Annotated in this window: 10 protein-coding genes and 1 pseudogene; 6 read left to right on the top strand and 5 right to left on the bottom strand. The window is 70.0% G+C overall.

Going from position 1 to position 11,947, the window contains the following annotated elements:
- Positions 1-56: 56 nt before the first annotated feature.
- The gene (locus tag WMF12_RS38345) at positions 57-944 is read right to left on the bottom strand and encodes a hypothetical protein (RefSeq protein WP_437853166.1); all 888 of its coding nucleotides are present in this window, start codon (positions 942-944) and stop codon (positions 57-59) included.
- A gap of 793 nt (positions 945-1,737) precedes the next feature.
- Between WMF12_RS38345 and WMF12_RS38340 the strand changes: the two genes are divergently transcribed.
- Together WMF12_RS38340 and WMF12_RS38335 are read left to right on the top strand one after the other, a co-directional pair.
- Complete coding sequence (locus WMF12_RS38340; RefSeq protein WP_437748092.1) at positions 1,738-2,496, top strand: DNA methyltransferase; 759 nt, start codon at positions 1,738-1,740, stop codon at positions 2,494-2,496.
- 45 nt (positions 2,497-2,541) lie between these two features.
- On the top strand, positions 2,542-3,501 hold the full coding sequence (locus WMF12_RS38335) for a gluconeogenesis factor YvcK family protein (RefSeq protein WP_437545299.1): 960 nt from the start codon (positions 2,542-2,544) through the stop codon (positions 3,499-3,501).
- A 122-nt stretch (positions 3,502-3,623) separates the two neighbouring features.
- Here the strand turns inward: WMF12_RS38335 and WMF12_RS38330 are convergent, their stop codons facing one another.
- A complete protein-coding gene (locus tag WMF12_RS38330) occupies positions 3,624-4,835 on the bottom strand; it encodes an amino acid permease (RefSeq protein ID WP_437873978.1) in 1,212 nt (403 codons plus the stop codon).
- An 11-nt stretch (positions 4,836-4,846) separates the two neighbouring features.
- Positions 4,847-5,326 (bottom strand): annotated as a pseudogene (locus WMF12_RS38325) (amino acid permease); the annotation flags it as partial.
- 639 nt (positions 5,327-5,965) lie between these two features.
- Here WMF12_RS38325 and WMF12_RS38320 point away from each other — a divergent pair.
- The 4 genes from WMF12_RS38320 to WMF12_RS38305 all read left to right on the top strand — a co-directional run bounded on the left by WMF12_RS38320 (position 5,966) and on the right by WMF12_RS38305 (position 10,006).
- Complete coding sequence (locus WMF12_RS38320) at positions 5,966-6,349, top strand: hypothetical protein (RefSeq protein WP_437741670.1); 384 nt, start codon at positions 5,966-5,968, stop codon at positions 6,347-6,349.
- Positions 6,350-6,529: 180 nt separating this feature from the next.
- Entirely contained in the window at positions 6,530-7,147 is a 618-nt protein-coding gene (locus tag WMF12_RS38315; RefSeq protein WP_437853164.1) for a hypothetical protein, read from the top strand.
- Between the two features lie 269 nt (positions 7,148-7,416).
- Positions 7,417-8,652: an STAS domain-containing protein gene (locus tag WMF12_RS38310; RefSeq protein WP_437853162.1), complete on the top strand. Its 1,236-nt coding sequence runs from the start codon at positions 7,417-7,419 to the stop codon at positions 8,650-8,652.
- A gap of 145 nt (positions 8,653-8,797) precedes the next feature.
- Positions 8,798-10,006, top strand: a complete 1,209-nt coding sequence (locus tag WMF12_RS38305; protein WP_437853160.1) for an STAS domain-containing protein — start codon at positions 8,798-8,800, stop codon at positions 10,004-10,006.
- Positions 10,007-10,016: 10 nt separating this feature from the next.
- Here WMF12_RS38305 and WMF12_RS38300 read toward each other — a convergent pair whose 3' ends face one another.
- Both WMF12_RS38300 and WMF12_RS38295 read right to left on the bottom strand, forming a co-directional pair.
- On the bottom strand, positions 10,017-10,958 hold the full coding sequence (locus WMF12_RS38300; protein ID WP_437853158.1) for a hypothetical protein: 942 nt from the start codon (positions 10,956-10,958) through the stop codon (positions 10,017-10,019).
- Positions 10,955-11,857: an SPFH domain-containing protein gene (locus WMF12_RS38295; RefSeq protein WP_437741665.1), complete on the bottom strand. Its 903-nt coding sequence runs from the start codon at positions 11,855-11,857 to the stop codon at positions 10,955-10,957. Before WMF12_RS38295 ends, WMF12_RS38300 begins: the two co-directional genes overlap by 4 nt.
- Positions 11,858-11,947: the final 90 nt, after the last annotated feature.

Genomic DNA, 11,947 nt, shown 5'->3' with positions numbered 1-11,947 from the left:
GGGATTGCGTGAGTCGGCCTGGTGGTCGAGGAGGCGCGGGCGGTCCGTGCGCGTCGCTACAATGGTAGGGGGAGCTCGATATACGGCTCCGTGATCCGGCCGACGACGATATCGCGCACCTGCGTCCCATAGTAGGTCGATCCCGATTGCGTGCTCCAGGCGTGTCCCACGATCGTCCCGTTGCTGTTGGCATAGAGGCGCATGACGCCCCTGCCAACACCCGCGTGCCAGGATCCGTCCGCCTTGCGCCGGGTGTCGGTTGTCCCGTGGCCCGTGGTGCTCGAGTCGAGGACGAGGAGCGAGTACTGGATTGTCCCCGTGACGAACGGATAGGTCGCCAGGCGTGGCACCGCAGCGCTTGCCGCGATGGCGACGTGCCCGCTCGCCGTGCTCCCCGCCGGATACTCGATCGCGACGATATCGCCGGCCTCGATCTCGCTCACCGTCACGATCTGCTCGAAGCCGACCTCCTCGATGATCCTGTCGTGGTAAAGCGCGGCGTTCGGGCTCATGCTGCCGAACCATGTGTTGATGTCGTAGACGGACAGCTGATAGGCCTGCTTGAGGACGTTCGTGACGAACGACGCGCACAGGCTGCGGCTCCGGTAATCCGTGGCTCCTCCGACGCCGGCCCAATAAACATAGGTCGTTCCGTTTCCATATTCGTTATTTGCCGGTGCGATGTGGGTCACGAGCGTGTCGGCCCAGTAGAGATGGCCCGGCTCTCCGGCCGTCTGGCCCTCTGCCGGGCGCGGCGCGAGCAGGCTCACCCCGGCCAGAACGACGGCCGGGAGCGCGCGAACAGCGGCTCTCGAGCTCATGCGCTTCAATGCATTCATGATTTCCTCCCGTGTGGAATCGATGGCCCCGCGTAGGCTGGTCACACCGGTGTCGGCCTCATCGCGAGCATCGCCGCGGAGCGCCGGCAAAGCGAAGTTGCGCACCAAGCCACCGAACATACGCCGAACGAACGATCTCTTCAATCACCGGCACGAAGGCGGCACACGGGGCGTGCGCGATCCTGCGCGGATAGTGTTCCCCTCATTTCCACAGGCTGTCTCCTCGGGGCGACCTCCGTGCACGTCTTCGTAGATCCGCGCGTCGATGCCCACCGCAGGGGCGGCGCGGCGGTGGCGCGGGGATCACGGCCGGTACGGAGAGGGCGCGGCCGTCGCGACCGACGTTGCGCCCGACGCCGACCGTCGCGACCGACGTTGCGGCCGTCGCGACCGACGTTGCGGCTGACGCGAACGACGTGGCGGCTGACGCGACCGACGTTGCGCCCGACGTCGACTGGAGGGCGGCGATGTCGTACGGATCGGCCGATCCCGGGCGCTTGGGGCTCGCGCTCGGCGAAAGCCCGAGGGGCTGGCGAAGCGCGCCCCGCCCGCGCCGCCTGGCGCGCGGGTCCAGGCGGCTCGCCGGGGCCGAGCTCCGCCGTTTTGTTGACAGATCCGCGCAGTTCGATTGGATGGCCGCGTGTCCCCCGTGAAGCGCGCCTCGACCACCCTCCACCCCACCCTGACGCTCGGCGACGCGCTGGAGCACTACGCCTCCTGGCCGAGACCCACCGTGATTGTCTCCGACGGTGCTTATGGCGTCTCCGGTTTTCCCGGCGATCCCCCGACGCACGACGGGCTCGCCGCGTGGTACGCGCCCCACGTCGCCGTCTGGTCGGAGCGCGCCTTGCCGTCCGCCACCCTCTGGTTCTGGGGGACGGAGATCGGCTGGGCGACGGTGCACCCCCTGCTCGAGCAGCACGGCTGGGAGTACCGGACCTGCCACGTCTGGGACAAGGGAATCGCCCACATCGCGGGCAACGCGAACACCCGGACGCTGCGCAAGTTCCCCGTGGTGAGCGAGGTGTGCGTGCAGTACGTGCGCAAGGTCCTCCTGGAGAGCGCCGGCGTGCGGCTGCCCCTCAAGACCTGGCTGCGGCATGAATGGGAGCGCTCGGGCCTCCCCCTGCGCCAGACGAACGAGGCGTGCGGCGTGAAGAACGCGGCCACGAGGAAGTACTTCACCCGCTGCCACCTCTGGTATTACCCCCCGGCCTCGGCGTTCGAGCAGATCGCCGCCTTCGCGAACGCGCACGGCCGCCCCGAGGGGCGACCCTACTTCTCGGTCGATGGCAAGCGGCCGTTGACGGGCGAGGAGTGGGCTACCCTGAGAGCCAAATTCCATTGCGAGGTCGGCGTGACCAACGTCTGGCACGAGCCGGCGGTCCGCGGCCCCGAACGCTTCAAGGAGGACACCCGGTCGATCCACGGCAACCAGAAGCCCCTCAAGCTGCTCGATCGCATCATCCGCGCATCGTCCGATCCAGGCGATGTCGTCTGGGAGCCATTCGGGGGGCTCTGCTCGGTCGCGGTGGCGGCCTTCACCGCAGGGAGGCGCTGCTACAGCGCCGAGATCGCGCCCACGTACCACGCCGTCGCGTCGCGCCGCCTCGCGAAGTGCGCGCCGCAGCCGCGCGTCGAGATCTCGGCGGCCTGACGGTCGGTATCGGCCTCGCTCGTCCGCATGGTAGCCTGCTCCCCCATGGCGACGCCGAAGATCGTGACCGTGGGAGGGGGGACGGGCCATTACACGCTCCTCACCGGCCTGCGTGACCTGAGCGTCCGCATCACCGCGATCGTGACCATGATGGACTCGGGCGGGAGCTCCGGGAGGCTCCGGGACGAGTACGGCCTCCTGCCCCCAGGCGACTTCACGCGTTGCCTCGTCGCCCTGTCCGAGCACCCGGAAGCGCTGAAGGAGCTTCTCGGCCACCGCTTCCGCTCGGGGAGCCTCGGCGGGCACACCCTGCGCAACCTGATATTCACCGCGGTGCAGGAGATCACCGGCTCGCTCCCCCTGACGGTCGAGCGCCTGCACGAGATCTTCTCCGTCAAGAACCGCGTCCTCCCGGTCACGATGGATCACGTCGATCTCGTGATGCACCTCGAGAACGACCGGACCATCCGCGGCGAAGCGTCGATCGACAACCTCTCCGACATGCTCGATGCGCCGGTGCTCTCAGTCTATCTGGATCCTGAGGCCCAGGCGTATCCAGCGGCGCTCGACGCGATCGCGGAAGCCGATCTCATCATCCTCGGGCCGGGAGATCTTTACACGAGCCTCGTGCCGAACCTCCTGGTCAAGGGGGTGCGCGAGGCCATCGCGGCGAGCCGCGCCCGCGCGATGTTCGTGTGCAACCTGATGACGAAGCCCAACGAGACCCCCGGCTACACGGTCGAGGACTTCGTGGGGACCATCGCCATGTACCTCGGCGAGGCCCGGCTCGACGCGGTGCTGGTCAACGACGTCTGGCCCTCCGAGGGCCTCGAGGAGTACGCCTCCGCCGGCTCTGAGCCGGTCGTGACCTCGCCGGACAAACCGCTCGCCTCCGACCTCCTCGTCCCTGCCGACCTGCTGTTCGGCGGCAAGCTGATTCGCCACGACCCGCGCAAGCTCTCCGCCGCGATCGTCTCGCTCGCCCGCCAGCGCTCGTGGTGGTGAGGCCCGGGCCCGGCTCCGCTGCGCCTGGCCCTACGCTCGACGGCCACCCGCGGCGCGCTTCCGGAACGCAGCGCTGCCGCGTCGGCCGGGCGGCCTCGGGCCGGCGTGGCCGCGCACGACGATCAGGCGGTCTCCGGTTCGTCGGGCAGATAAAAAGGCGTGTTGACGATCACGATGCCCTTCCCGCCCCGGAAGAGAAGGAGCCATTTGAGGACCGATGCCGTGTGGTTGTGGAGCAGGTAATGGTACCAGCGTGACTCGACCACCTCGGGTACGACGACCGCGACCTGCCGGTCCGGGTGGGCGCGCGCGAGGGTGGTGACGAAGCGGAGCAGCGGCCTGAAGAGCCGCCGGTAGCGGGACCGCACCACCGACACCGAAAGCCGCGGCGCCGGTACCCCCTTCTCCTTCGCGGGCTCCTCCACCAGAGCGTGCCATTCGCCGCTCAGGTCCTCGACGCGAGGATCGTCGAGGAGCACCTGGAGCGCGTAGACCTCAGGCGAGAGGCGGAGCGCGAAGCGGAGCCCCTTCTGCGCCACGAGGTCCCAGCGCCTGATCGGGACCACCACGATCGGCGGCGGAGGTGGGGTGAGGTCGAGCGGCGCGCTGGCGCGAACCACCTCGTCGATGTGCTCGTAGTGGCGTCGCACATTGCAGAAGATGAGAAAGGCTCCGAGCACGAGCAGGGTCGAGATCCACGCCCCCTCGGTGAACTTCGAGATGATGATGACGACGAGCGTCGCGGCCGTGGCCGTGGCGCCGGTCGCGTTGACGGCGAGGTGGAGCCGGGAGCGCGCGCCGCCGACCCTGCGCCAGTGCGCGGTCATCCCCGCCTGCGACATCGTGAAGGCGAGGAACGCGCCCACCGCGAAGAGCGGGATGAGGGCGTCGGTGATGCCCTGGAAGACGACGAGCAGGAGGGCCGAGAGTCCGGCGAGGACGCCGATGCCGTAGGAGAAGGCGAGGCGCCTGCCGCGGTGGATGAAGGGCTCGGGCAGGAAGCGATCGAGCGCGAGGAGCCGACAGAGGCGGGGGAAGTCGGCGAAGCTGGTGTTGGCGGAGAGCATGAGCACCGCCACCACGGCGGCCAGAGTGACGTAGTAGAACGGGCCGCGCCCCACGACCGCGCCCACCATCTGCGAGACGATGCTCTGATAGCCGCTCTTGCCGGGCTCGGTGGCGGTGATGCCGTATGCCCGTGCGAGGATCGCGATCCCGGCGAGCAGGATGCCGAGCGAGGCGACGATGTACGAGAGCGTCCGGCGCGCCTGCTCGGCTTGCGAAAGGCAGGGACGCCGTTGCTCACCGCTTCCACGCCGGTCATCGCGGTGCACCCGCTGGCGAAAGAGTGGCAGAGGAGCCCCAGGCTCGCGGCTCCGAGCGCGACGGGCAGCGAGGGCGGCGCGACCACGGGCGGCGGGTGCCCTCCGTGGAGGATCGTCTTCCCGATCCCGATCGCGATCACCGCGAAGAGACAGCCGAGGAACGCGTACGTCGGCACCAGGAACACGAGGCCTGCGGTGCGGAGCCCGCGCAGGTTGGCCGCCGTGAGGAGGGTGAGGACGGCGAGGCAGAGGCCCATGGTGTGGGGCAGGAGCGCGGGTACCGCGGAGACCAGCGCGCCCACCCCCGCGGAGATGGCGACCGCCACGTTGAGCACGTAGTCGATGAGCAGCGCCGCCGCCGCGACGAGGCCGGCGCGCGTGCCGAGGTTCTCCTTCGCGACGATGTACGAGCCGCCACCGTTCGGGTACGCGGCGATCGTCTGGCGGTACGAGACGTAGACGATCGCGAGCAGCCCGATGACCAAGGCGCTGAGCGGCACGATGTAGTGGACGCCGAGCGCGCCGAGGGGGAGGAGCACGGTGAGCGCGGCCTCGGGGCCGTACGACGCGGAAGCGAGCGCGTCGAGGCCCAGGACCTGGATCCCGGAGAGCGGGCCGATCTGTTCCTTCTCCTCTTCATTTCATCCGAGGCCAGCCGCCGGCCGAACAGCACCGTCATGAGCGACATGGGTGAGGCAGCTTACGCAAGGCGTGTGCCGGGAGCGAGCTCCGTCGCGCGCGCGTCGGTCCGAGCCGCAGCGTGCAACCGGTGCTCCAAGCTCGCGCCGAGCCCTCGTCAGCGGTGCTGATCGAGCACGAGCGTCGCCGCCATGAGCGTGGGCGCAGCCCGCCGCATTCGAGGTTTGCACGGACGGCCTCTCCTCCGATGCGAGACGATATCGTGTGAGCCGATCGAGGTGGGATCATTTGCCACGCTCGGCCAAGTTGCCTCATCGCAGGCGGGCGCCCTCGCGTGCGAGCGCGCTCGCCGCTGGAGCAAGCGGCTCGCCCGCTGCCGCGCGGGCTCACGCGTGGCTGCGCGTCGGCCGCCCCGGCGCTTGCTGCTGGTATGTGCTTCGCATGGCGCCGGAGCTATCGCCACTTCCGTGGCTAATCATCTCAGGACGAGGTAGAGCGCTATGAGCATCGGTAACGACCAGTACACTTCGGGCGGGTACAAGAACGGGATTTACGAGGGCGGCTCGCAGGAGTCCGGCTCGCACGAGCCTGGCGCGCCGCAGACGCAGGGCGGCGAGGGCGCGGTGAGCCTCGACATGCTGCTCAAGTTCGCCAAGGACATCCAGACCAAGGTCAAGGACGTCCCGTACATCGTCCCGATCGCGATCGGCGGAGCGGCATTTGCGATTGGCGTGCTCGCCAGCTCGAAGATCCTGCGCCAGCTCACCCTCCTCGCCGGCGGCTACGCGGTCAAGTACGCGATCCAGAACGTCCCCAGCGAGCCGATCATCGACTTTGCAAAGAAGGTCGTGTCCGACTCGTACCGGGCGTCGTCGAGGGCCTGAGCCGGAGACGCGCTGCGGCGAGCGCAGGGGCGCTCGCCCGCCTGCAGCCGTGCGTGCTCCGGCGGAAGGCAGCCCGACCTGAGATCCTACCTTCGCCGCGCCGGCGGCACGTGCCCCCGTTTCTGGCATCATGGAGGCGGTGGTGCGGACGCGCCGCCAGCGCGCGGCCGGGAGGACGCCATGGACATCCGGGAGAGCATCGAAGTCCGCTGGTTTCTGCCTGCGGACGACGCTCGGGCGCCGCGGCTCGTGTCGTGGTTCTCCCGTGCGTTCTCCGAGGCGCCCCGGCATGACCGCTACCGGCGCCTCCGGCGCGCCGATCTCGGGATCAAGAAGCGCGGCGGGCGGCCGAAGGGCCTGGAGGTCAAGTTTCGGGTCTGCGCCTTCGGATCCATCCACCTCTCTCCCACGGTGCTGGGTGAGGTGGAGCGGTGGACGAAGCTCACCGTCTCGTCGACGGACGCCGATGACAGCGGGTGGACGACCCTCACGAAGGAGCGCCGCGTGCGGGTGTTCGGGCTGGTGGGCGGACGCGCCGTCGAGGTGATGGACGGCGCTCACCCCGGAGCCGGGTGTGCTGTCGAGCTGACGCGCGTCGCCGTGGCGGAAGGCGAGGGCGCGGCTGCTCCGGCGGCGTGGTCGCTGGGCCTCGAAGCGTTCGGTCCGCCAGCGATCCTGCTCGAGGCGCTCTACGCCGTGGGCCGCGCGGTGTTCGTGGAGGTGCCCGACCTCGGCCTTACGTCCGTTGAATCGAAGGGGTATCCGGCGTGGCTCGCCGAGGGGTCGGCGGAGCGGTGAGCGCAGGGGCCCGCCGCCGCTGCCTGCTGATCCCTGAGCTCGACGTTGCGAACGGCGACGAACTAGCGACCATAATCCAGGAAAGAGTGGGTGTTTTCACGCCCCCGGTCGCCTGTGCCGCGCGTATCGTCGTCCTCTCTCATACGTCGTTGTAGATGTCGTCGTACGTGCCCCGTCGCCATGAGCCGCTGCGGCCGATTGTCTTCCCCCGAGAGCGTCGCGTGCGATACCCTGCTGCCTTTCTGAGCTCCAGGGAGAGTGCTCGTGTGATGAATGTTACTTCAGACGCCCTGTTCGCGGAGTTCTTCGCCTGCTGTCCTGAGCTGCTCTTCGTCGCCTCGACGGCGGGCGGACTGCTCCACGAGAACGATGCCCTGCGGGAGGTCATCGGCCCTGCGAACGAGGGGGGCGCGACGCTCGCAGAGCTCGCTCACCCGGAGGATCGCGCAGCGCTGCTCGCGGCGTGGGCGAAGCTCGAGCAGACCGGTGAACCTGTCTCCTTTCGCGTCCGCCTTCGTGACGCGCGCGGGGCGTACCGTCCGGTATTGTGCAACGCGAAGCGTTCGCCCGATCGCAGCGCGGTCTTCGGGTCGCTCCGGGCAACACCCGAGTTCGGCGAGGAGGAGCTGACGATTGTGCGCAACAAGGCGCGCATCCTGGATAGCCTCGTCAACCACGTGGACAAGCTGGCGTTCTGGGCCCTCGACCGCGATGGAATCTGTTTCTATCACGACGGCAAAGCGCTCCCGAACGCCGGGTTCAAGCCTGGGCAGCTCCTGGGGGTCAACTGGATCGAGCTTTATGGGAAGCGGCCAGGCGCGTCCGTCGTCGATGTGCCCGACGTCGACCACGACATGCACAACTGGTTCGACGGGACGGTGCGCCGCTTTCGCTCCGACTCGAACGATGTCTACTGGGACAACTGGGTCACCCCGCTCCAGGACGAGCGCGGCGGGTCTGTGTGCGGCTTGCTCGGGTTGTCGTTCGACATCTCGGAGTCCAGGCGCACGGAGCAGGAGCTGCGCGCCCAGCTGCAGCGGATCGAGGCGCAGCAGAAGGTCATTCGCGATCTCTCCACGCCCATCATCGAGGTCTGGGACGGTGTGCTCACGCTGCCGATGGTGGGGACGGTCGACAGCGCCCGCACCGCCGATGTGATGGACAGCCTGCTCTCGAAGATCGTGGAGAAGCAGGCGCGCTTCGCCATCCTCGATCTGACCGGCGTCGAGGTGGTCGACACGAAGGTCGCGAGCCACCTGATCGAGCTCGTCACGGCGATCCGGCTGCTCGGGGCCGACGGGATCGTGGCAGGCATCAAGCCGAACGTCGCGCAGACGATGGTCGCGCTCGGGCTCGATCTCTCGCAGCTCAACACACAGCGTAACCTCCGCGCGGCGCTCCAGCATGCGATCCGGAGCATGACCCGCCCGGAGAACCCCCCGCGCAACGGCGCCGCGACGGCCGGCGCCGGCGCCGCGACACCCGGCCTGCGGGCGCCGGGCTGACTGCGCCGCGCGTCACGGGAGCTCGCTGCCGTAGTAGAGCAAACACCAGAGCTGGAATCGGCCGCAGTGCAACGGGCCCTTCCCGCCAGGGCTTCGCGTGCGATACCCTCGTGTCCTTCTGATGCCGCAGGGGGAGGCTTGTGTCATGAGTGTTACTTCGAGCGCGCTGTTTGCGGAGTTCTTCGCCAGCTGTCCAGAGCTGCTCTTCGTCGCTTCGGCGGCGGGCGGACTGCTCCACGAGAGCGATGCCTTGCGGGAGGTCATCGGTCCCGCGAGCGAGGGGGGCACGACGCTCGCAGATCTCGCTCACCCGGACGATCGGGCAGCGCTCCTTGCGGCGTGGGCGAAGCTCGAGCAGACCCGCGAGCCCGTCTCATTCCGCGTCCGCCTTCGCGACGCGCGCGGGGCGTACCGTCCGTTGTTGTGCAACGCGAAGCGTTCGCCCGATCGCAGCGCGGTCTTCGGGTCGCTCCGGCCGACCTCCGCGATCGATGACAAGGAGCTGGCGACCCTCCGTAACAAGGCGCGCATGCTGGACAGCCTCGCCGAGCACGTGGACAACATGGTGCTCTGGGCGATCGACAGGGATGGAGTCTGTTTCTATCACGGCGGCAAGGGGCTCGGGGCCGCCGGGCTCAAGCCCGGGCAGCTCGTCGGGGCCAGCTGGTTCGACATTTATGCGGACAAGCCAGAAACGACTGGCGTCAACATCTCCGCCGCGGATCTACGCCAATGGTTCGACGGGGAGGTGCGCGGCTTCCGCACCGACGCGTTCGGCGTTTACTGGGACAACTGGATCATCCCGCTCCAGGACGAGCGCGGCGGGTCTGTGTGCGGCGTGCTCGGGCTGGCGCTCGACATCTCGGAGTCCAAGCGCACGGAGGAGGAGCTGCGCGCTCAGCTGCAGCAGATCGAGGCGCAGCAGAAGGTCATTCGCGATCTCTCCACGCCCATCATCGAGGTCTGGGACGGTGTGCTCACGCTGCCGATGGTGGGGACGGTCGACAGCGTCCGCACCGCCGATGTGATGGACAGCCTGCTCTCGAAGATCGTGGAGAAGCAGGCGCGCTTCGCGATCCTCGACCTGACCGGCGTCGAGGTGGTCGACACGAAGGTCGCGAGCCACCTGATCGAGCTCGTCACGGCGATCCGGCTGCTCGGTGCCGACGGGATCGTGGCAGGCATCAAGCCGAACGTCGCGCAGACGATGGTCGCGCTCGGGCTCGACCTCTCGCAGCTCACTACGCAACGTAATCTCCGCGCGGCGCTCCAGCATGCGATCCGGAGCATGACCCGCCCGGAGAACCCCCCGCGCAGCGGCGCCGCGACGCCCGGCCTGCCGGCGCGGGGCTGACCGCGGCGCGTCACGGGAGCTCGCCGCCGCCGCAGAGCAGCGCGGCGAGCTCCTCCGTCCGCTCCGGCGTCGCGAGGTCCCCGGCGGTGACGGTGATCGCGCGGATCCCCTCGGCTCTCCAGCCGCCGTGCTCGCGCTCCGGGGCCGCCGTGATCCGGACGCGCATGAGCTCGCCGGACGCCACGACCGCGAGCTCCACGCCTTCGCCCTCCGGCCCGTCACCGCGGCGGATGGTCACCGCCACCGCGCCGCGCGCCGCGAGCGCCCGCGCGAGCCGGGCCTCCGGCGCCGCCGCTCCGCCGAGCGGGTAGAGCGCCGTGGCGAGCTCCACGGACGCGATCGCCTCGGAGGCGCGCGTCCCCGCGTCGCGCACCGCCCGCCGCAGCCGCTCCGCGCGCTCGCCGTCGCGGTCGAGCGCCGCGCGATCCGCTGGATCGAGCCGCACCACGCAGCGCACCAGCGCGGCGCCCCCGCTCGCGACCTGCGCCGCCTCGAGCCGCGCGCGGCGGAGCATCGCCGCGCCCCGCGCGTCGCCCGACGCCTCGAGCAGGGCCGCCGCGCCGCCGAGCACCGCGTCCGGAGCCGGCCGCTCGGGCGCCGCCGGGAGGGCGGCCTCCCGGTAGATCTGGCTCCACCCGCGCCCGACGCCGGGCAGGCGCAGCACCAGCGACAGATCGGCGAGCTCCGTCTCCGGCGTGCGGACCGCGCTCGCGAACGCCTCCTTCACCGCCGCGAGGCGGCTCGGATCCGCGGTGAGCGCCGCGAACTCGGGCGCGTCGACGGCCAGCGAGAGGCGCGACGCGCTCACCTCGCGCGACCCCAGCGTCCACCGCTGGGGCGGGGCGGCGAGCGCGAGCTCCCCGCCGGCGACGAGGGCGGAGAGCCCGCGCTCGCCGCGCGCCTCGAGCAGCGCCGCGACCGCGGCCTTGAGCGCGGTCAGCGCCGGGATCACGCCCCGCCCATGCGCCCGCGCCGCGCCGTCCGCTGCTCCTCGAGCGCCGCCTCCTCCTCGAGGGCCGCCTCGGCCTCGCGCTGCGCCTCGGCGTCGACCGCGCGTTGCCCCTGCTGGACGCGCACGGGCTTCGCCTCGGTGACCGCCGCCTCGGCCATCGCGACCGCCGCGTGCCGCACGTCGTCGTACGGCTTCGCGAGGTCGAAGATCACCTTGGTGTTGCCCTGGCTCAGGTTCGCCAGCGCCTCGAAGCGGCGCAGCTCCATCGCCCCGGGCGAGCGCGCGAGGATGCCCGCCGCCTCCGCGAAGTTCTTCGCGCTCTCCACGTCGGCCTCGCTCTTGATGACCACGTAGCGCCGATCGCGCTCGGCGATCGCGCCCTTCGCGAGCACCTCCTGCATCTGGGGCGGCAGCGCGATGTCCTGGAGGCCGATCATCTCCACGTGCAGGCCCCACGCGGCCGCCACCGCCTCGACCTGCGCGCGCACCTTGGCGGCGACCTCCTCGCGGTGCGCGAGCAGCTCGTCGAGCCGCGTCTCGCCCACCACGTCGCGCAGCACGACCTTCGCGCGATCCTTCATCGCGTTCTCGTAGTTCTCGACGGCCAGCGTGGCCTTCTCCGGATCGACGACGCGGTAATAGACGACCGCATCGACCATCGTGGTCACGTTGTCGCGGGTGATCACCATCTGCTGGAGGAGATCGCGGTTCTTCATCCGCGTGTCGATGCGCCGCAGCTCCTGGATCCCCGGGAGGAACAGCGTCACCCCGGGGGATACGCGGCCGGTCAGCTTGCCGAGCGTGAAGCGCAGCGCGGCTTCCCATTGGTTGATCTGCCGCAGCCCCGACAGCAGGTAGAGCACGGCAAACAGCCCGAGCACGGTGAGGATCAGCGACATCGCTCGCGACTCTAGCAGAGCGGATGGCGCGGGCCGCGCGAGCGGTGCGCGTCGGCGGGCGTCCGGACGTCCGGACGTTCGGCGCGCGCT

Source organism: Sorangium sp. So ce363, assembly GCF_051520435.1.
In the GTDB taxonomy this organism is placed as follows: domain Bacteria; phylum Myxococcota_A; class Polyangia; order Polyangiales; family Polyangiaceae; genus Sorangium; species Sorangium cellulosum_B.
This window is presented reverse-complemented; position numbering and strand designations above follow the sequence as displayed.